Below are 20137 nucleotides of genomic sequence, written 5' to 3'. Positions count from 1 at the left end.
AGTCCGGCGGGAACGGGAATTTAGAGAGTGCGCGACCTCTTTCTCGTGTTACCCTCGCCGCATGAGTGGCGCAGATCACACATCGGGAGATCGCACACGAGACGACTTCGACGTCGTCGTACGCGGGGGGCTGTGGTTCGACGGCACGGGCGCCCCGGGCGTCGTCCGCAACCTCGGCATCCGCGACGGCGTCCTCGTCACCGCCACCACCGACGACCTGCCGGTCGGTCCGGACACCGAGGTCGTCGAGGCACACGGCCGCTGGGTGATGCCCGGCTTCGTCGACACCCACACCCACTACGACGCCGAGGTCCTCGTCGGCCCCGGCCTGCCCGAATCGGTCCGGCACGGCGTCACGACCGTGCTCATGGGCAACTGCTCCCTGTCCACCGTCTTCGTCCCGCCCCTCGACGCCGCCGACCTGTTCAGCCGCGTCGAAGCTGTCCCGCGCGAACACGTGCTCGCCGCCCTCGAGAAGACCAGGACGTGGGAGACCCCGCGCGAGTACATCGATGCCCTGAACCGGCTTCCGCTCGGCCCCAACATCACCGCCTTCATCGGGCACTCCGACGTGCGAGCGTCGGTGATGGGCCTCGGCCGCTCCACCGAATCGGCGAACCGCCCCACCCGTGCCGAGCTGGCGGACATCGACGCGCGGGTCGAGGATGCCCTCGACGCCGGCTTCCTCGGGGTGTCGACCATGACGAACCCCTGGGACAAGATGGACGGCGACCGCTACCGTTCCCGCACCCTGCCGTCGACGCACGCGTCGTGGTCGGAATTCCGTCGCCTGCACCGGATCCTGCGTCGCCGCGGCCGCGTGCTGCAGGCCGTGCCGAACCTCAACACCAAGTACGACGTCGCCTTCTTCGCGCTCGCGAGCACCGGTATCGGACGCAAGCCGATGAAGGCGTCGGTCCTCGCTGCCGCCGATACCAAGGCGGAACGCTGGGTCAACCGCATCTTCGGTCCGATCGCGTTCGCCGCCAACCGGATCGGCAGGGGGGCCTTCCGGTGGCAGCACCTGCCCACCACTTTCGAGGTGTACTCGGACGGCATCGACCTCGTGGTCTTCGAGGAGTTCGGATCCGGCCGGGCCGCACTGCATCTCAACGACGAGATCGCCCGCAACGACCTGATGCGCGACGAGGCCTACCGCCGCTGGTTCCGGCAGGACTTCGAGAAGAGGTTCTCCCCGCGGGTGTGGCACCGCGACTTCGACGACACCCGCATCGTCGCGTGCCCCGACAGCTCGCTCGTCGGCCGGTCCATCGGTGACGTCGCCCGCGCACGGAATCTGCACCCGGTCGACACCTTCCTCGACCTCGTCGTCGAGCACGGCCGGGAGTTCCGCTGGCACACCGTGATCGCCAACGACCGGCGGAAGGTCGCCGACCGGCTGGTACGCACACCCGGCGTCACCATCGGCTTCTCCGACGCCGGTGCGCACCTGCGGAACATGGCCTTCTACAACTTCGCCATCTGCCTGCTGCGCCGCGCCCACGACGCCGAACGCCGCGGCGAGCCGATCCTGCCGCTCGGGCAGATCGTCCACAAGCTCACCGGCGAACTCGGCGACTTCTACGGCATCGACGCGGGGCACCTGCGCATCGGGGACCGCGCCGACTTCGTCGTCGTCGACCCGGCCGGCCTGACCGACGACGTCGACGCCTACCACGAGGCACCGATGGAGGAGTTCGGCGGACTGCAGCGCATGGTCGACCGCAACGACCGGGCGGTGACCGCCACCGCCGTCGCGGGCAGGGTCGTCTTCCGGGAGGGCGAGTTCGTGCCCGGCTACGGCCGCACCGTCGGGACCGGCCGGTTCCTGCGCGCCGGTGTCGACGAACGCGGCCCCGCCCCGGCACGGTCGGCCCCCGCCGGATCCGCCGCATGAGCGCTCCCGTCACGCGACGTACCCAGCAGCAGCGCCGGGAGGAGACGATCGGCCGCATCCTCGACGCGACGATCACGGCCCTCGCCGAGCTCGGCTACACCGCGACCACCGTCGGGGAGGTGTGCCGGCGCTCCGGGGTGTCCTCGGGAGGGGTGTTCCGGCACTTCCCGACCCGCCTGAACCTCATGGTTGCGGCCGCCGACGAGGTACGCGTGCGCCAGTTCGCGAACTTCCGCGCCGGACTCGAGGCCCTCGGGGCGAGCGACGACAGCGTCGACTCCGTGCGGGAATGCCTCGAGCTGCTGCGTGCGGCCTGCCGCGCGCCGATGAACGCGGCCTGGTACGAACTGCTCGGCGCGGCCCGCACCGACGCGGCACTGCGGGAACACCTGGCACCGATGGCCGCGCGCTACCACGCGCAGATCGTCGATTTCGGCAGGTCGCTGCCGGTCGCGGCGCGGTTCGACCCCGCGGTGTTCGACGTGCTGCTGCTGACGGCCGTACACCTGTTCGACGGCGAGGCGGTGTCGGCGACCGTGCATCCGCAGCCGGAGATGGACGAGCGCCGCATCGAATTGGTGGCCCGGATGTTGGTCGGCGTCACAGCTCGCATAAGTTCGGGTGATGAGCACTAACGGATCTGCTCCTCAATGGTTCGTCGACGCCCTGGCCGCGCCCGTCGAGACCGGGAAGGTCGAGGCAGCGGGTGCGACCATCGCCTACCGGGCGTGGGGTGAGGCCGGACAGCCGGGAATCGTCCTGGTCCACGGCGGCATGGCCCATTCCGGATGGTGGGACCACATCGGTCCGCAACTCGCCCGCGGCCGCCGCGTCGTCGCCCTGGACCTGAGCGGGCACGGCGACAGCGACCATCGCGACCACTACGACCTCGAGACCTGGTCCGCGGAGATCCTCGTGGCCGCGGAGGGCGGCGGCATCGTCGGACCGCCCGTCCTCGTCGGGCACAGCATGGGCGGCATCGTCTCGTTCGCGGCCTCGCACCTGTACGGCGACCGGCTCGCAGGCGTCGCGATCATCGACTCGCCGATCCGCGACGTGTCCCCCGAGGAACTCGAGATGCAGGCGAAAGCACTGAACAGCTCCCGTCCACCGAGGATCTACCCCTCGGCCGACGACGCGGTCGCCAGGTTCCGGCTCGTCCCGCCGCAGGACCACGCCGAGTCCTACGTGCTCGACCACATCGCCCGCGGGTCGCTGAAGGACGTCGAGGGCGGCGTCGCCTGGAAGTTCGATCGCCGCCGCGTCGGACGGCAGGCCGCCCGCAGCTTCGAGGGGATGCGCCCGAAGTGCCGCGTCGCCTACTTCCGCTGCGAGTACGGCATCATCTCCGACGCCCTCTACGAGCGGATGATCGAGCAGTTCGGCCCCGACGCCCTCCTCGTCGACCTGCCCGCGTCCGGACATCACCCTATGATCGATCAGCCGCTCGCCGTCGTGGCTGCGGTACGGACGCTGCTCGGAGCCTGGGGGAGGTAGCCGGCGCTCCGGCAGACGGACGTTCGTCTCGACAGGGGGACAGATGCCGAGGAATCCGCTCCGGCCGGTGGCCGTCCGTATCGGTGCCCTGCCGTGGCTGCCGCAGTACTCGCGGCAGATCATCGCGGTGGACAAGACCATCCAGCGGGTCACCCGCGGGAAGGTCACGCTGCTGACGATCGCGGGCCTGCCCTCGCTGCTGCTCACCGTGCGGGGCCGCAAGAGCGGGGAACAGCGGTCGACGCCACTGCTGTGCGTGCCGCACGACGGTGGCTGGCTGGTGGTGGGTTCGAACTGGGGGCATCCGAAGGCACCCGCCTGGGCGCTGAACCTGCGCGCCGCCGACGAGGCGGACGTCCGGTACGAGGGGCGCGACCACCGCGTCTCGGTGCGGGTCGCGCACGGTGAGGAACGCGAACGGCTGTGGCCGGTGCTGCTCGACACGTGGCCGAACTACGCGCTGTACGCGAAGCGTACGGACCGGGAGATCCCGGTGTTCGTGCTGACGCCCGTCGGCGCCTGACCGCTCACAGCGGCCGGTCGGCCTCCTCGACGGCGACCGGCTTGCGGCGTTCGCGCAGCAGGTGCCGGGCCGCCCAGTCGAGCCAGAAACCGAGGAAGCCGATCACGACGATCACGGCCATGACCTGGTCGTAGGCGAGCTGGTCGCGGGCGTTGAGGATCTGGTAGCCGAGCCCGGAGCGCACACCGAGCATCTCGGCCGGCACCAGCACCACCCACGCGATGCCCAGGCCGACCCGCAGGCCGGTCTGCACCTGCGCGCGGATGGCGGGCAGCACGACGGTGGTGAGCAGTTCGAGTCGGGTGGCACCGAACGAGCGCGCCACCATGAGATAGCCCTGGTCGATGCCGTGCACCCCGGCGGCGGTGTTGATGACGATCGGCCACACCGCGGCGGCGGCGATGAGGAAGAACACCGGCTGATGCCCGATCCCGAACAGCGCCACGGCGATCGGTGCCCAGGACAGCGGCGAGATCATCCGCAGGAACTGCACGATCGGCATCGTGGCGCGTTCGACGAGTGGGTTGAGCCCGATCGCCAGTCCGAGCGGGATACCGACGGTCGCTGCGATGAGCAGCCCCACCAGCAGCCGCCACAGGCTCGCGAGGGTGTCGGGCAGCAGCACACCGCGCGCGAACAGGTCGACGATCGCGGGGAAGACGTACTGCGGCGCGAAGTCCCGCACGATCGAGTCGGGGGCGACGAGGACGGTCGTCACGAGCCACCACAGGGCCACGGCGACGGCGATCGCCACGACCTGGGGCAGGAAGGACGGTCGCCTGCCGGTGCGGGCCGGGGCGGGCACGGTACCGGTGGGGACGCTCACGAGGGATCGACCTCCTCTGTGCGGGTGAGATCGGCCGGGAGACCGAAGGCGTCGGTGCCGGGCACACGGGTCAGGGACGTGCGGACGAACCGGTCGTCGACGAGGTCGTGGTGCACGGTCGCCGGATCGAGGCGCGACAGGAAACGGGTGTCGCCGTCGACGACGGTGCCGTGCATCGCTTCGATGAGCGCAGCCGTGAAGGACGGGAAGGGGAACGGCTGGTAGCCGACGCGCTGCGGCTGCCACTGCGGGTGCCGCGTGCCCTCGTCCCGGCCGGGATAGGTGAGGGCCTTCGTGATGGCGGGCAGCGGCTGCGGCAGGTAGCCGCCGGTCGACAGCAGCCCGGCCGCGGCCTGGCGGTCGGCGCCGATCTGCAGCTGGGCGGAGACCACCGAGTCGGTGAGCGCCTGCACCGCCGCGGGATTGCGTTCGATGAGTTCCTCGTGCACGAGCAGCGCGCAGCACGCGTGGTCGCGCCACACGTCGCCGAGGAAACGGTGGATGCGGCCGATACCGCGGACCTCCGCGGCGGCGTTGAACGGGTCGGCGACGGTGAATGCCGCGATCGATCCGTTGGCCAGCGCCGGGATCATGTCGGACGGTCCCATCACGACGAGACCGACGGTGCGGGCGGACTTCGACGGGGCCTCCCGCACGACCGGGGTGAGGCCGTGGGCACGCAGCAGCTGCTGCAGGGCGATGTTGTGGATGGACCACCAGAACGGGATCGCCACCGTCTGCCCGGCCAGATCGCTCGGGTCGGTGATGTGCGGGGCGACCGTCAGCGCCGAGCCGTTGGTGTGGTTCCAGCCGAGGATGCGCACGGAACTGCCCAGGCTGTAGCGCAATTGGACGGCCATCGGCATGAGCAGGTGCACCACGTCGACGCGGCGGCTGACGAACGCCTCCGCCAGCGACGCCCAGCTGCGGAAGAGCACGGGCTTCGCGCCGTCGACGATCCCCTGCGGATACAGACCGGAGCCGTGCGCGACGAGCAGCGGCGCCGCGTCGGTGATCGGCAGGTAACCGATACGCAGCTGCCCCGTCCGGTTGGTGCGGTCGGCCGTCGCGGTGCGCGCCAGGTCGACGACACCGGCGACCCCGCCGGCCGCGGCGAGACCGAGAGCGCCGCGTATCAGGGTGCGGCGGCTGATGAGGGGTCCACCCGTCATGTCGGCGACAGCGACGAATCGCGGTAGTGCGCCAGGATCTGCGTACGCAGACCGTCGCGCTCGACGTCGGGCAGTTCGGCGAGCCGCCATTCCTGTTGCACCGCACCGCTGCCGAACAGTGCGATCCGGTCGCCGAGTTCGAGGGCCTCGTCGATGTCGTGGGTGACGAGCACGGTGGTGAAGCCGAGACCGCGCGCGAGTTCCCCGAGCCAGGACCGCAGATCGGATCGAGTTGCCGGATCGAGGGCGCTGAACGGCTCGTCGAGCAGCAGCAGCCGCGGCCGTACCGCGACGGCGCGGATCACGGCGACCCGCTGGGCTTGGCCGCCCGACAACTGGTCGGGATAGTAACCGGCCAGCGACGACAGGCCGAAGCGCTCGAGGAGCGAATCGGCGTAGGCGGTGTCGAAGCGCTCGCGGTGCGCGGCGAAACGTCCACCGAACGCGATGTTCTCGCGCACCGTCAGCCACGGCATGAGGAACGGCTGCTGGAAGACCACCCCGGTGTGGGGGTGGTTGTCGCCCTCGGTGTCGGGCCAGTCGACCGAGCCGCGGTCGAGGCGGTCGAGGCCCGCGACGATCCGGAGCAGGGTGGACTTGCCGCTACCGCTGCTGCCGAGCAGCACGAGGAATTCGCCGGTCGCGATGTCCAGGTCCACCCCTCGCAGAACCGGATCGCGGCGACCGGCGAAACTCTTGTAGCCGTCGGCTATTCGTACTGCGACAGTTCCCACCGCAACTGTCCTTCCGAGGGCGACTGGACGGGCAGGAAGGCGGCCTCGCGGAACCGCCGGTTGGTGGCGCTGGCCGAGGCGTAGCCGGCACCGCCGCGCAGCGTCGCCTCCAGGCGGGTCGCGGCGACGGCGACGATCGACCCGTCGAGCCGCAGGCGCACGAACTCCACCGGCGGCACGGCACTCGGGTCGGCCGCGAACCGGTAGAGCCGCTCGCGCAGCGAATCGTACTGTGCCCGAACGAGTTCGTACTCACCGGTGAACTGCTCGCCGAGGCCGTGCAGCCGCGACCCGGCCTCGGCGAGCGAGGCACGGGTGATGCCCGAGCAGAACGAGGTCTGCAGCAGCAGGAAGGTCGGGCGGATCGTGCCGCAGAAGGCGGGGAGATCCTCGGTGAGGATGTGCGAGCGGGGAATCCGCACTCCGTCGAACTTCAGGGAGGTCGACGAGGTGGCGCCCAGCGCGAGCAGTTCCGGCGACGGGGCGATGGTGATGCCCGGTGCGTCGGCGCGGACCACGGCGACGAGACGGCCACCGTCCGCGGTGCGCGCCGGGAACACGATCAGTGATTCCGGAAAGACGTTGGACGCCCAGTGGATCGGGCCGGTGACCGTGATCCCGTCGTCGGTGTGCTCGGCGAGCAACGGCAATTCGCCGAGACCCGCCAGGTGCTTGAGTGCGGCGGCCATCGCGGTGACCCCGACCGTGCGGCCGGAGGCCAGCTCGTCCCGGTAGAGGTCGCGGAGGACCTGCGGTGCGCGATCGATGTATTCGAGCGCCATGCGCTGCGCCCACAGGGAGAACCCGACGGTGAGCGATTCCGCGGCCACCTCGTCGACGACCGCGACCATGTCGTCGAGACACTCCCCACCGAGTCCACGGGCGATCAGGCCCGCCTCGCCGATACAGGCGAGGTCGGTGCGGATATCGGTCTCGCCCCGATCGAGAGCGGCGGCACGATCGCGCACGAATTCGGCGATCGCCGCGCGCTGCTCCTCGGTCGTTCGTTCCATGGCCGCGGTCATCCGGTTCTTATCCTTCGAGCTGGTGGAGACGGTCGATGGGGGTGCTGACGACCTCGCGGGCACGCACGACGGCGGCCTCGTCGGGGGCGTTGTAGAAGCACAGGCACTTGTCCATGTCCTCGCGGACATAGGTGCGCAGGAAGGTGACCTCCGGAACGTCCGCGTACTTCGGCGAGTTCGCCTTCTTGCGGGCGAGGTAGGTCTCCATGTCGATGGTGTCGGGGATGTCCCACTCGACGAGATAACCGGCCTCGGGGCGGGTGGCCTTGATCTGGTCCAGGTCGGCGCCGACGAGGCGGACCTGGTCGGGGCCGGTGATCTCCGCGACGTCGAGGGCGGCGGCCTCGAGCTGCGGCGCGCGGCAGGACTCGAACTCGGCGATGGCGAAGACGCGGGTGCCGCCGGTGGTCACCTGCGACTCGATGAGCTCACCGCCGGCAGCGGTGACGGCCTCGTCGAACGCCTTGATGGCAGCCGAGGCCTGGCCCTCGGCGGGCACGAGTTCGTAGAGGTAGAGCGACATGAGGGCACCTTCCGAGAAGCATGGTGGGAACTGTGGACCGGTCCGGTGGGGTGGTCCGAGGCGCAGATGTGCCCCGGGGTCACGGCACGTGTGGGCGGGACCGGTCAGCTGTGACAGCGACGACAAACAGCGGTCGCGACCCGCACGAGATCCACGTGCAGGCGGCGAGTCAGAAGGCTGTGCGTCACGCGACCCACGGTACATGTGAATAGAACGGTCTGTCTATCCGGCCCCTCCGTTACCCTGGGTCCGTGCGTACGATCGCCGACACCTCCGTCGAAACCTCCGCTCCCGCGTCGGGCCGCGCTGCCCGGCCGTCCCCCGCGCAGCGCCTGCTGGAGACCGCGAGCGCCCTGTTCGCCGAGCACGGCATCCGGGCGGTGGGCGTCGACCGCATCCTCGCCGAGGCGGGAGTGGCGCGCGCGAGCCTCTACTCGTCGTACGGCTCGAAAGACGCACTGGTGCTGGCCTATCTCGAGGACCTCGACCGCCGTGACCGCGAGCGGTGGAACGCCGCCGTCGAGGACGTCGACGATCCGGTCGAGAAGATCCTCACCTTCTTCGACCTCGCGATGAGGTCGGCGCCGCGCAAGAACTTCCGCGGATGCCAATATGCCAACGCAGCAACGGAATTCCCGCAGGAACGCATAGAACCGGTGCTGGCGCACCGGGAGTGGCTGTACTCGACCCTGACCGAACTGCTCGCCCTCGCCGGGGTGCCCGACGCCGAGGCTCTCGCCGGCCGGCTGCAGTTGATCTACGACGGTGCCCTCGCGGGATCGAAGTTCGAGCACTCGATCGAACCGATCCGGCTCGGCAGGGAGATGGCCGCGGCGCTGGTGGATGCGCACCTCTCCGACTCCGCGGCCTGAAAAATCTCCCCCTGCACCGGAGGAATCCGCGAATTCTGCCGAACGCCGGATGCGGTGTGCATGCCGTTCCTAGGATGGTGGAACCGGCTTCGTCGGCAACCGTCCACCGCATCGACACGATGCAGGATCTGCAGGGGGATGCACATGCGCTCGATCGTTCGTGTTGCTTCGGTGGCGGCGGCCGCCACGCTCGCCGGGCTGGTCCTGCCGTCGGTGGCCGCGGCGGAGGTCACGGGGGAGATCGCAGTCGACGCGTCGTCCGTCGGCAGCGACGTGATCGTCACCGTCACGGACACCGTGGCCGAGGACTTCCCGGCCAGGATCTGCCAGGTCGCCCTGGAGGCGGTGGAGGTGGAGGAGTCGACCCCGCTCCCGTCCGAACCCGAATTCTTCTTCCTCCTGCCCGCCGCGGCGATTCCTTCTCTCCCCGAAGGTTTTCCCGTCGAAAGGGCGTTCCCGTACCCCGAGACGGGGGAATACGCCCACACGTTCACCGGGGTGCCCGACGGGGAGTGGCAGATCGACTACTTCTGCGCGGTGTTCGACGGGCAGAGCGATGCTCCCGCAGGTTACTGGTTGACTCCCGGCATCCCACCGGCTCCCGATCTCGAACTCGAGGCGAACCGGGAGTCGATCCCGGTGACGGTGGCCGGAGGGGAGTCCGAAGGGCTCGACGAGACGGCGCCGGAGACACTCGGGGAGCCGCAAGGGACGGTTCCGGAGATTTCCGGAGAGCCGGAATGCACGAGCCTGTCCTGTCTGTTGCTCTCCGGATCCGCCGGCGACAACTGAATTCATCCGTTCGAACGACACCGGCCGCATTCGGGTGCAGTTCAGGCACCGAATGCGGCCGGTGTCGTCGGGGCAGAAAATCGAGGTTCGACAAGGGGCTTTCGCGTACTTCGTCTGGATCCGGCAGGATTCTCGTCCTACGATGTCGAAACCGCTTGTCTGCGGAGAAAGTCCGTGTGCATCGAAATCGATGCGAAATTCAGAGGGGACCGTCCATGCGCACATTCACCCGAGCTGCCTCGATCGTGGCGGCGACAGCTGCCGCCGCTCTGGCGTTCCCGTCACTGGCCTCGGCTGCCGACGACATCGGGGAGATCAAGGTAGCCGCGTCGGCTACTGGAAGCGACCTGACCATCACGTTCACGGACGATACGGCCGAGGATGTCGATCTGAAGTACTGCTTCGTGTTCGTCGTCGATGAGGAAGCCGCCGGGGCGGAGGACCCTCGAAGCATGCACGTCATCCGTGTGCACGACGAACAGTGGTCGGGAGGGACATTGGACGCGAGCAACCTCGTCGAGATCCCCTTCCCGGAGGACGGCGGCGAGTTCTCGCACACCTACACGGATCTGGAAGACGGGGAGTGGCAGGTCGTCTACAACTGCGCGGCGGCCAGATCCACTGCACCCGAGGAAGGTGCGTATTGGTCGAACAGTGATGAGGAGGGGATGTTCGGGGACGGGGCACCGAACCGAGAGCCCATCGTCATCATCCTGCCTCAGGAGGCGGAAGAGCCGGGATGCACCGGCCTGGGCTGCCTCCTGTCCGGATCGGCCGGCTGACCCGGCACGTAGCACCGGCCGCGTCGGTATCCGTTCGGGACCGACGCGGCCGGTGTCGTATGTGTGGGAGAGCTCAGCCTGCCGAGGCGGTTCGAGGAGAATCCGAGCGCGACGGTGTGGTGACCACCGGCCGTGCGACGAGCGCGCGGAAGCATACGCTCGCCAGGACGAAGGTGCCCAGCGCGCCGAGCACCGTGGCGATGCCCGTCGAACCGGACCGGCCGTCGATCGCGTAACCGGCGAGGGGACCGTCGGCGAGGCTGTGTTCCTCGACGTCCTCGGCCATGCACTCGCCGGTGATGTCGCCGGGCAGGGTGCCCGTCTCGCATCCGCGCGTGGTGGTGACCTCCAGAGCGCCCGGCCAGTCGACGGCGAGGGGTGCGACGATCCCGGCCACGATCAGCGTCGTGAACCCCAGCCCGACGAACAGGGCGCCGCGCGAACGGGGCCGGGGTCGCGGGGCGGGGGATGCGTCGGGGTCGAGCGGGTTGACGGGCATCCGGGTGAGGTACACGGATTCCGGCGAGACCCGCGCGACGGCGAGAACCAGCGCGGCCGTCACGACCCCCTCGACGAGACCCACCGGCACGTGGGTGGCGTACAGGAACCCGATGTTCGACAACGGCACCGCCGTGGAACCGCCCAGGGCGTATTCGACGACGAAACCCGTCACCGCCGCGAGCACCGAGACGAATCCCGCCGCGAACGAGGCCGGGCCCAGGACGAGCGCCCCGGACCGCACGCGCCGGTGCTCGAGCAGGGCGCGCAGGGCCGTGGCGGTGAGGAACGCCGCGGCGACGGCGATCAGCACCATGTTGGTGACGTTGGAACCCAGGGCGGACAGGCCGCCGTCGGCGAAGACGAAGGCCTGCACGACGAGCACCAGCGTCACCGCGAGCGCGCCCACGAACGGGCCGAGCAGGATCGCCGCGAGCGCGGCCCCCACCACGTGCCCGCTGACGTCGGGCAGCACCGGCACGTCGACCACCTGCAGTGCGAAGACCAGCGCGGTGACCAGCGCCGCGGTCGGAACCGACCGCTTGTCGAGATCGCTGCGGGCGTACCAGACGGCGATGCCGACGCCGATGACGGCGATGAGGAAGAACCATGCCGATGCCCGGGCGTCGACCAGTCCGTCGCTCATGTGCAGGGCCAGCGCGTCCACCCCTGCCGTGCCACTCGGACCGATCATCCTCGATGCCTCCCGTCGACGGAGTGTCCTGCGGCGAAGGCTAGTACCGGACAGGGGGAGGCGGAGCGTTTTCGTTCCGGAGCGGGACGAAGCCCCACGGGAAAACCGGAACGTGTTCTATATTCCGTCCATGTACGAATGGTCGGACACGGACCTCATGTTCCGCGACGCTCTGCGCGGTTTCATCGAGAAGGAAATTCGCCCCCACGTCGACAGGCTCGAAGCCGGCGAATTACCGCCGTACGACATCATCCGGAAGCTGTACGCGACGTTCGGCATCGACGAGATGGCCCGCGAATCCCTCGAACGCGCCCTCGCGAAGGAGGAACGCGGAGAGAAGAGTTCGGGCGGCGGGGGCATGAACGCGTCACCGGGGATGGCGGCCCTGCTCAACATCGAACTCGCCGGCGTGAGTCTCGGACTCGTCGCATCACTGGGGGTGAGCCTGGGGTTGACCGCGGGCACGATCCGCAGCCGTGGCACCCTGGAGCAGAAGAAGCGCTGGCTGCCGGGCCTGGTGACCTTCGAGAAGGTCGGCGCGTGGGCGATCACCGAACCGGATTCGGGGTCCGACGCCTTCGGTGGCATGAAGACCACCGTCCGGCGCGACGGCGAGGACTACATCCTCAACGGGCAGAAGACGTTCATCACCAACGGCCCCTACGCCGACGTCGTCATCGTCTACGCCAAGCTCGACGAGGGTGATCCGTCCGTGGACCGCCGCGACCGCAAGGTGCTCGCCTTCGTGCTGGAGAAGGGCATGGAGGGGTTCACGCAGAGCCCGCCCTTCAAGAAGATGGGCATGAACTCGTCGCCGACGGGTGAGCTGTTCTTCGACAACGTGCGCGTGACCCGCGACCGGCTGCTGGGGGAGACCGAGGAGGGCGGTCGCAGCGACGGCAAGGAGAGCGCCCGCGAGTCGTTCGCGGCCGAGCGGATCGGCATCGCCTATCTCTCGCTCGGCATCATCGAGCAGTGCCTGCGGCTGTGCACCGACTACGCGAAGTCGCGGAAGCTGTGGGGCAAGGAGATCGCACAGTTCCAGCTCATCCAGCTCAAGCTCGCCGAGATGGAGATCGCCCGGATCAACGTGCAGAACATGGTCTTCAGTGCCATCGAGCGGGCGCAGGAGGGGAAGCCGGTGAGCCTGTCGGAGGCCTCGGCGATGAAGCTGTACTCCTCGCGGGCGGCGACCGAGGTCGCGATGGAAGCGGTCCAGCTGTTCGGCGGGAACGGATATATGGCCGAATATCGGGTCGAGCAGCTCGCGCGGGACGCCAAATCGCTGATGATCTACGCGGGCAGCAACGAAATTCAAGTCACACATATCGCGAAAGGAATTCTTACTGCACAGTAGGGAACTTCTGACCGGCCGGTAAGGAATTCGACACGCCGTCGGAAACGCGGCGAAATGGACATTTCGTCACGCGGCGAACAATTCTGCGGCTTCGTCGTCTATTGTTCGCCGTGACGAAGCGAACCGGTCGTCACGAGGGGGACGCCCGGTTTTCGCGGGGGTATCGAGCGGAAATCGAGGGGAGCGATGTACGCATACCGAACGAAGCACGGCGAGAAATCGATAGGTGCGAGGGGCGGGGACGGGCCGGTGACGACGGACGGCCGCACGGCGCGAGCGGAACGCACGCGCCGCGCCGTCATCGAAGCCCACGTCGACCTGATCCGCAGGGGGGAACTCAAACCCACCGGCGCGCAGATCGCCGCGAAGGCCGGGGTGTCGCTGCGCTCGCTGTGGGGACACTTCGGCGACCTGGAGACCCTCTTCGAGGCGACCGGCACCGAACTGATGCGCCGGCTCGACGACGCCTACGAACCCGTCGACCCGGCGCTGCCGCTCGACGAGCGGATCGACGCCTACTGCCGTCAGCGGGCCGAACTGCTGGAGTACATCGCGCCGTTCGCGCGGGCCTCGTCGCTCCGGGCGCCGTTCTCACCGGCCCTGCAGCGCATCCGCCTGCGGCACATCGAACGGGCGAAGGAGGACACGATGGACCTGTTCGCCGACTGCTTCGAGGGGGTCGACCCCGCCGTCCGCCGGCAGGCGGAGAACGCGATCGGGGTCGCGACGGCCTGGCCCATGTGGATGTCGCTGCGCGACGTGCTGCGCCTGTCGGTGCCCGAATCCGTCGAGGTGGTCAAGCGCGCGGTCGCGGCCCTGCTGAGCGAGGTGTCGTCCACCGCGCCCACACGCCCCGAACCGGCGATGGCGTCCTGACGCCCTAGCTCCGCGACGACCCGGCCCGCGCCGTCAGGAACGTCTCGACGGCGGGCAGAGCCGCCGCGACGGTCGCGGCGTGGTCGGCTCCGCGCAGGATCGCCAGCCGCGCCCCGGGTACGGTGCGCGAGATCGCCCGGGTGTCGTCCACCCGCAACCGGTCCTCGGACCCCACGACGGCGAGCGTCGGCAGGTCGAGCGCGGCCAGATCCGCGTCGTCGATCCCGGGTTCACGATCGGACCGGCGGAAGTACGCGGCGAGGGCCAGCGGGTCGTTGCGCAGGAACGCCGTACGGGTCGCGGGGTCGACGGGCGTGCGGCGTCGCTGTTCCCAGGCGCGGAGGAAACCCTCCATGCCCTCGTGTTCGAGCACGTCCACGGTGCCGGGGAAGAACATCGCGTCCATTGCGCCCTCCTGCGGTCGGGCGCTGCCGCCGAGCAGGATCAGACTCGCCAGCCGCTCCGGTCGTGCGACGGCGAGGGCGAGCCCCGCCCGGGCTCCGAACGAGTACCCGACATAGTGCACGCGCGGGGGTTGCACGGCGTCGAGGACGGCGAGCAGGTCCCCGACGATCGCCTCCATCGCGTAGGAGTTCTCGTCGTGCGGGGTGTCGCTGCGGCCGTGCCCGCGCAGGTCCGGCATGAGCAGCCGGAACCGCTCGCCCAGCGCACGAACGTAACCGAAGCCGCGCCACACCGCCGACGACAACGCGCTGCCGTGGACCAGCAGCACGACCGGCGCGTCGTCGGGGCCAGCGACGGAGAACCGGATCCGGGTGCCGTCGCCGGGATTCGTCGCCTCGCTCGTCGTCACCCTGCTCACCGCTGCAGTATGACCGACCTGGTCACCCCGATCTCCCCGAGGAACCGCTCGTCGTGCGAGACCACGACGAGCGCACCGCCGAACGCCCGCAGCGCCTGCGTCAGGTGCGCGAGGGCCGGCAGATCCAGGTTGTTCGTCGGTTCGTCCAGCAGCAGCAACTGCGGTGCCGGATCGGCGGCGAGGACGACGGCCAGCGCCGCCCGCAGACGTTCCCCACCGGACAGCGCCCCCACCGGCACCTCGGCGTGCCGGCCGCGGAACAGGAACCGCGCCAGCCGCGCCCGGATCTCGTGCGGCGTCAGGTGCGGGGCCCGTTTCTCCGCGTTCTCCGCCACCGAGAGATCGTCGTCGAAGATGTCGAGGCGCTGCGGCAGCAGCGCGAACGGCACCAGCGGCCCGGCCTCCACGAGGCGGTGCAGCAGCGTCGTCTTGCCCGACCCGTTCGCGCCGCGCAGCGCGATCCGCTCGGGGCCGACGATCTCCACCGGTGCCGCGGCCACCCGCCGGCCCGGCGGGACCGTCGTCCCGGGCAGGTCGATGCGGATCTCCCGGTCGTCGCGCACCGCGTCGCTCGCGCGGGCCAGTTTCTCCCGGGCGGTGGTCAGATCCTCCTCGTGTTCGCAGCGGAACCGTCCCGCCGACTCCTGGGCCTGCCGCTTGCGGGCATCCATGACGATCTTCGGTTCGCGCTTCTGCTCGTACATCTTGCGGCCGTACCGCTGCCGCCGTGCGAGCGCGACCTGGGCGGCGGACAGTTCCCGCGCCTGCCGCCGCACGTCGTTGCGGGCCTCGCGCACCGCGGCGCGCGCCGCCTCCTGCTCTTCGGCGACGATCTGCTCGTAGTCCCCGAAACCACCGCCGAACAGCCGCAACGAACCCTCGCGCAGTTCTGCGATCGCGTCCATGCGTTCGAGCAGGTCGCGGTCGTGGCCCGCGACGAGCACCGTCCCCGGGAAACGCTCGAGCGCGTCCTGCAGCCGGGCCCGCCCCTCGGCGTCGAGGTTGTTGGTCGGCTCGTCGAGCAGCAGCAGGTCGGGTTCGTCGAGCAGCCGCGCGGTGAACGCCAGCAGCACGGTCTCCCCGCCGGAGAGCTGGCCGACCGTGCGGTCGAAACCGCCCGCGTCGGGCAGGATCCGGTCGAGCCCGACCCGGTGCACGAGGGCGAGGGCGCGGTCCTCGATGTCCCACCGGTCGGCGACGACCTCGAAGTCGCGCTCGTCGCACGATCCGGATTCGATGCGCCGCAGGGACTTACGGACCTCACCGATGCCGAGGACGGCGTCCACCGGGACGGCCGGGTCGAGGGTGACGTCCTGCGGCAGGTACGCCACCCGGCCCCGGGTGTCGACCGACCCCGAGGTGGGATGCAGCCTGCCGGAGATCAGTTGTAGAAGAGTGCTTTTCCCGCTCCCGTTGCGGCCCACCAGGCCGATGCGTCCGCCGGACAGCACGGCGTCGAGGTTCTCGAGAGCGACGGTGCCGTCGGGGTGGGTGTAGGAGAGGGCGGACAGAGTGATGCCGGACGAGGACATGGCGGCTCCCGGAGGTGTCGAGGATCGGCTGCGCGAACGCGCGGGACGGAACCTCTACAGGAGCAACGGACTTCTCCGATCGACGGCGACGGGATGCGTACTCCATGTTGAGGGAGGGCGTCGTGCGCCGCAACCGATTTTTCCCACGCCGCCCCACCTGCGGAAACGGACATCGGGTCGGTGGAGGGGGCATCATCGAGACCGTGCGTGTACGACTGCTGACCTCGCTTGTGGCAGGGGCCACGATCCTGTCGGCGTCCGCGTGCGCCACCGGCCCCGACCAACCGGAGACCGTCGCCGAGGAGTTCGCCGCCGCCCTCGACGCCGGCGACGTGCGGACCGCCGCCGCGCTGACCACCGATCCGGCCGCGGCCGAGGACACCCTCGAGCGGATCTTCGACGGGCTCGGCACCGACGACCCCACCGTGCGTGTCGCGAGGACGGGAGACGGCGGCACCTTCGAACTCGACGTCGCCTGGACCTTCGACGAGGGACAGGACTGGTCGTACCGGACGACGGGCGTCGCCGCGGAGGACCCTGCCGCCGAGGAGTGGCGCATCGACTGGGATCCCGCACTGCTCGCCCCCGACCTCGGGGACGGCGACTCGCTGCGCTACCTGACCACGGTCGGGCCGCCCCCGACGATCTTCGACCGGGCCGGCCGCCCGTTCCTGAGCGAGCAGGTCGTCACCGTCGTGAGCCTGGACGCGACCGCGGACCCCGCGGCGGTCGCGCCCGTGCTGGCGGAGGTCGCCCCGACGATCACCGCGGAGTGGCTCGCCGGGGAGGTCGCGAAGGCCGAGGGCAGCCCGGTCGGGGTGGTCACCCTGCGTGCGGACGACCTCGCGCGGGTCGAGGACCGCCTCCGGGCGCTGCCCGGGGTGACGCTCGCGGCCCAGACCCGGCTGCTCACCACCGAACGCGAACTGGCCTCCCCGGTGTGGTCCGGGCTCGCCGAGCTGTGGCAGGAGGGTCAGGAGGCCTCCGTCGGCTGGGTGGTCCAGCGGGTCGCCGCGGACGGGACGGCGTGGCAGGTCGCGGGGGAGTCGGGACCCGAGGCGCCCGATCTGACGACCACCATCGACCTCGACCTGCAGCGACGCGCCGAGGCGGCCCTCGCCCCGCTCGACCGGCCGGCGGTGATCGTCGCCGTCGAACCGTCCACCGGTGCGATCCGCGCGATCGCCCAGAACGCCGTCGCCGACGACGAGGGACCGGTGGCGGTGACCGGGCTGTACCCGCCGGGTTCGACCTTCAAGGTGGTGACCACCTCGGCGGCCCTGCAGGCCGGGCTCGCCGGACCCGACACGGTGCTGCCCTGCCCGGGCACGGCGTCGATCGGGTCGCGTGTGATCCCCAACGACGACAACTTCGATCTCGGGCCGGTACCGCTGCACACGGCGTTCGCGAACTCGTGCAACACGACGATGGGGCAGCTCGCCCTGGACCTGCCGCCGGACGCGCTGCAGCAGGCCGCCCGGCAGTTCGGTCTCGGTCTCGACTACGTCACCCCGGGTCTCGTCACGGTCACCGGCAGCGTGCCCGTCGCGGAGCCCGACGCCGCCCGCGTGGAGGCGTCGATCGGGCAGGGTGAGGTGACGGCTTCACCCTTCGGGATGGCGCTCGTCGCGGCGTCGGTCGCGAACGGTGCGACGCCGCTGCCCGTGCTGGTCGAGGGGCGGCCCGCGACGGCCGATGCGACCGTCGATCCGGCGCCGGAAGAGGTCACGGTCGCATTGCGAACCATGATGCGCGAGACCGTCACCGGGGGGACGGCGAGTACGTTGCGTGACATACCGGATCTGACCGGGAAGACGGGAACGGCAGAGTACGGTGACAACGTCGGGGCGCACGGCTGGTTTATCGGTACGCAGGATAATCTGGCTTTTGCGGTGTTCGTGGCGGGGGCGGACAGCTCGGCTCCCGCTCTCGACGTCGCAGGCCGGTGGTTGAGGGGTTGACCGTGGCGCAATCGTGATTGGTTCGTTCACAACTTGTGCTGGATTCTCCTGTGACTGGAGTGAAGGTTGTTGCATATGGGGCTTCGTGGGTGGCGAGAGAAGCGGGGGCGCATCGTGGCGCTCGCCGTCGCTCTCGTCGTGGCGGTCGTGGCACTGACGACGGTCGTCTTCTCGGACTCTCGTAGCGAGGCGGAACGTCTCGTCGACGATTTCGTGGCAGCCCTCGACGGCCGGGATCCCCGGGCCGCCGCCGAGCTCACCTCGTACCCGAACGCGGCCGAGGAGACCATCACGCAGATGTTCGACGGTCTCGCGGACGGCAGTGTCGACTACGAGGTCACCCAGCTCGTCCAGCTGAACGAGGACTCGGGCTACTTCACGCTCTCGGCGGACTGGGACTTCGGCGAGGACCGCAACTGGTCGTACCAGGTGAACGGTTCCGTGCGGAAACTCGCCGTCGGCTGGCGCGTCTCGTGGGACCCGGAGGTCGTCGTGCCGGATCTCGGCGGCGGCCGCACCGTGCACCTCGTCCGCACCGACGCAGAACCCCCGAAGATCTTCGACGGCGCGGGCCGGCTCCTCATGGAGGAACAGACCATCAACGCCGTCGTCCTCGACCCGGCGAAGATGCCCGACCCCGTCGACACCACCACCCGCCTGGCCGCCGTGCTCGAGCCGGTCGCGCCCGTGATCACCGCCCAGCTCATGCAGGAGCGGATGCAGGAGGAGCCGGGCAACCGGATCACCGCGGTCAAGCTCCGCGACCAGGACTACCAGTTCCTCGAGGACGGCATCGTGTCGATCCCCGGCGTCGAGGTGGTCAAGACCCCCACGCTGATCAGCGCGGATCGTCGCATCTCCACGCCGCTGCTCGACTCGCTCCGCTCGGCCTGGCAGCTCGAACGCGACCGCACCTCCGGCTGGGCCGTCACTCTCGAGGACCCCGAGGAGGGCCCGATCCAGGTGACCGGCTACCAGGGACCGCCGCCGCCGGACCTGAACGCCACCGTCGACTCGCACGTGCAGCTCGCCGCCAAGGAGGCGGTGGTCACCGCCGGTACCCCGGCCGCACTCGTCGCGATCCGGCCGTCGACCGGCGGCATCCTCGCCGCCGACGTCAACAACTGGGCCATGGAACTCGGCCCGGTGCTCACCCACGGTCTCTACCCGGCCGGTGGGGTGCTCGACCCCGTGCGGACGGCCGCGGCCCTGGACCGCGGCGTCGACCCCGACGACGTGAGCACGGACGATCTCGCCGACACCGCGCGCCGGCTCGGCCTGGGCGTGGACTACGAGGTGCCCGGCTTCGACTTCGAGACCGCGCAGATCGGCCACAGCCGCTCCGGCGTGGTGCAGTTCGCCGGCTCGGACTCGGACGACGCCCTCGTCACCCCGCTCGGTGCGGCCGTGCTCGCCGCGTCCGTCGCCCGCGGTGACGCCGCCGCCCCCACGATCGTGCAGGGACAGAGCGCCGTCGGCGACACCCCCGAGCCGCTGCCCGCCTCCGTCGTCGACGCCCTGCGCGGCATGATGACCGACAACGTGCAGAACGGACCGGCGTCCTTCCTGCGCCGCCACGCCGGCCTCGTCGGGATCGCCGCGGCCAGCGGAGACGACCGCTGGTTCTACGGCTACACCGGCAACGACCTCGCCTTCGCGGTCTTCGTCGCCGACGCCGACGGCGGCGACCGCGCGATCAAGATGGCCGACACCTTCCTGACGAAGCTCGGCCAGCCCCTGCTCGGCGAGTAAC

Annotated in this window: 20 protein-coding genes; 11 read left to right on the top strand and 9 right to left on the bottom strand. The window is 70.0% G+C overall.

What is annotated here, in order from left to right; genetic code table 11:
* Positions 1–61: 61 nt before the first annotated feature.
* Genes OED52_RS18345 through OED52_RS18330 form a run of 4 tightly spaced genes read left to right on the top strand, consistent with a single transcriptional unit; the run spans position 62 to position 3917 of the window.
* Positions 62–1897: an N-acyl-D-amino-acid deacylase family protein gene (locus OED52_RS18345; protein ID WP_264152254.1), complete on the top strand. Its 1836-nt coding sequence runs from the start codon at positions 62–64 to the stop codon at positions 1895–1897.
* Positions 1894–2532 carry a TetR/AcrR family transcriptional regulator gene (locus OED52_RS18340; RefSeq protein WP_264152253.1) on the top strand — a complete coding sequence of 213 codons (639 nt, stop codon included), beginning with the start codon at positions 1894–1896 and terminating at the stop codon, positions 2530–2532. The genes OED52_RS18345 and OED52_RS18340 overlap by 4 nt, the downstream gene beginning before the upstream one ends.
* Positions 2522–3394 carry an alpha/beta fold hydrolase gene (locus OED52_RS18335; protein ID WP_264152252.1) on the top strand — a complete coding sequence of 291 codons (873 nt, stop codon included), beginning with the start codon at positions 2522–2524 and terminating at the stop codon, positions 3392–3394. The genes OED52_RS18340 and OED52_RS18335 overlap by 11 nt, the downstream gene beginning before the upstream one ends.
* Positions 3395–3437: 43 nt before the next feature.
* Positions 3438–3917 carry a nitroreductase family deazaflavin-dependent oxidoreductase gene (locus tag OED52_RS18330; protein ID WP_264152251.1) on the top strand — a complete coding sequence of 160 codons (480 nt, stop codon included), beginning with the start codon at positions 3438–3440 and terminating at the stop codon, positions 3915–3917.
* A gap of 4 nt (positions 3918–3921) precedes the next feature.
* On the opposite strand, the gene OED52_RS18325 is transcribed toward OED52_RS18330, so the two are convergent.
* The 6 genes from OED52_RS18325 to OED52_RS20825 form a co-directional block, all read right to left on the bottom strand.
* Positions 3922–4743, bottom strand: a complete 822-nt coding sequence (locus OED52_RS18325; protein WP_413247686.1) for an ABC transporter permease — start codon at positions 4741–4743, stop codon at positions 3922–3924.
* The gene (locus OED52_RS18320) at positions 4740–5915 is read right to left on the bottom strand and encodes an ABC transporter substrate-binding protein (RefSeq protein ID WP_264152250.1); all 1176 of its coding nucleotides are present in this window, start codon (positions 5913–5915) and stop codon (positions 4740–4742) included. Before OED52_RS18320 ends, OED52_RS18325 begins: the two co-directional genes overlap by 4 nt.
* The gene (locus tag OED52_RS18315) at positions 5912–6649 is read right to left on the bottom strand and encodes an ABC transporter ATP-binding protein (RefSeq protein ID WP_264152249.1); all 738 of its coding nucleotides are present in this window, start codon (positions 6647–6649) and stop codon (positions 5912–5914) included. The genes OED52_RS18320 and OED52_RS18315 overlap by 4 nt, the downstream gene beginning before the upstream one ends.
* Positions 6625–7674 carry an acyl-CoA dehydrogenase family protein gene (locus OED52_RS18310; RefSeq protein ID WP_264152248.1) on the bottom strand — a complete coding sequence of 350 codons (1050 nt, stop codon included), beginning with the start codon at positions 7672–7674 and terminating at the stop codon, positions 6625–6627. The genes OED52_RS18315 and OED52_RS18310 overlap by 25 nt, the downstream gene beginning before the upstream one ends.
* Before the next feature lie 7 nt (positions 7675–7681).
* On the bottom strand, positions 7682–8197 hold the full coding sequence (locus OED52_RS18305) for a DUF4242 domain-containing protein (RefSeq protein ID WP_264152247.1): 516 nt from the start codon (positions 8195–8197) through the stop codon (positions 7682–7684).
* A gap of 104 nt (positions 8198–8301) precedes the next feature.
* Entirely contained in the window at positions 8302–8385 is an 84-nt protein-coding gene (locus tag OED52_RS20825; protein WP_413247772.1) for a putative leader peptide, read from the bottom strand.
* 63 nt (positions 8386–8448) lie between these two features.
* Between OED52_RS20825 and OED52_RS18300 the strand changes: the two genes are divergently transcribed.
* From OED52_RS18300 to OED52_RS18290, 3 genes are all read left to right on the top strand, one after another.
* On the top strand, positions 8449–9069 hold the full coding sequence (locus tag OED52_RS18300; RefSeq protein ID WP_413247685.1) for a TetR/AcrR family transcriptional regulator: 621 nt from the start codon (positions 8449–8451) through the stop codon (positions 9067–9069).
* Between the two features lie 144 nt (positions 9070–9213).
* Complete coding sequence (locus tag OED52_RS18295) at positions 9214–9861, top strand: hypothetical protein (RefSeq protein WP_264152246.1); 648 nt, start codon at positions 9214–9216, stop codon at positions 9859–9861.
* 215 nt (positions 9862–10076) lie between these two features.
* Positions 10077–10643, top strand: a complete 567-nt coding sequence (locus OED52_RS18290; protein ID WP_264152245.1) for a hypothetical protein — start codon at positions 10077–10079, stop codon at positions 10641–10643.
* A gap of 73 nt (positions 10644–10716) precedes the next feature.
* Here the strand turns inward: OED52_RS18290 and OED52_RS18285 are convergent, their stop codons facing one another.
* Positions 10717–11835: an energy-coupling factor ABC transporter permease gene (locus OED52_RS18285; RefSeq protein ID WP_264152244.1), complete on the bottom strand. Its 1119-nt coding sequence runs from the start codon at positions 11833–11835 to the stop codon at positions 10717–10719.
* Positions 11836–11965: 130 nt separating this feature from the next.
* Between OED52_RS18285 and OED52_RS18280 the strand changes: the two genes are divergently transcribed.
* Both OED52_RS18280 and OED52_RS18275 read left to right on the top strand, forming a co-directional pair.
* The gene (locus tag OED52_RS18280; RefSeq protein ID WP_264152243.1) at positions 11966–13192 is read left to right on the top strand and encodes an acyl-CoA dehydrogenase family protein; all 1227 of its coding nucleotides are present in this window, start codon (positions 11966–11968) and stop codon (positions 13190–13192) included.
* Between the two features lie 249 nt (positions 13193–13441).
* A complete protein-coding gene (locus OED52_RS18275) occupies positions 13442–14068 on the top strand; it encodes a TetR/AcrR family transcriptional regulator (protein ID WP_264152242.1) in 627 nt (208 codons plus the stop codon).
* 4 nt (positions 14069–14072) lie between these two features.
* Here the strand turns inward: OED52_RS18275 and OED52_RS18270 are convergent, their stop codons facing one another.
* Positions 14073–14882, bottom strand: coding sequence for an alpha/beta fold hydrolase (locus OED52_RS18270; RefSeq protein ID WP_264154759.1), 810 nt, complete (start codon positions 14880–14882; stop codon positions 14073–14075).
* A 5-nt stretch (positions 14883–14887) separates the two neighbouring features.
* Positions 14888–16423 carry an ATP-binding cassette domain-containing protein gene (locus tag OED52_RS18265; RefSeq protein WP_264152241.1) on the bottom strand — a complete coding sequence of 512 codons (1536 nt, stop codon included), beginning with the start codon at positions 16421–16423 and terminating at the stop codon, positions 14888–14890.
* 191 nt (positions 16424–16614) lie between these two features.
* Here OED52_RS18265 and OED52_RS18260 point away from each other — a divergent pair, with 191 nt between their 5' ends.
* The gene (locus OED52_RS18260) at positions 16615–18384 is read left to right on the top strand and encodes a penicillin-binding transpeptidase domain-containing protein (RefSeq protein WP_264154758.1); all 1770 of its coding nucleotides are present in this window, start codon (positions 16615–16617) and stop codon (positions 18382–18384) included.
* A 75-nt stretch (positions 18385–18459) separates the two neighbouring features.
* Positions 18460–20136, top strand: coding sequence for an NTF2-like N-terminal transpeptidase domain-containing protein (locus tag OED52_RS18255; protein WP_264152240.1), 1677 nt, complete (start codon positions 18460–18462; stop codon positions 20134–20136).
* Position 20137: the final 1 nt, after the last annotated feature.

Origin of the sequence: Rhodococcus sp. Z13, assembly GCF_025837095.1 — a bacterium.
Lineage (GTDB): Bacteria > Actinomycetota > Actinomycetes > Mycobacteriales > Mycobacteriaceae > Rhodococcus > Rhodococcus sacchari.
The sequence above is the reverse complement of the archived record's forward strand: the minus strand, read 5'-3'. Positions and strand labels throughout refer to the sequence as shown.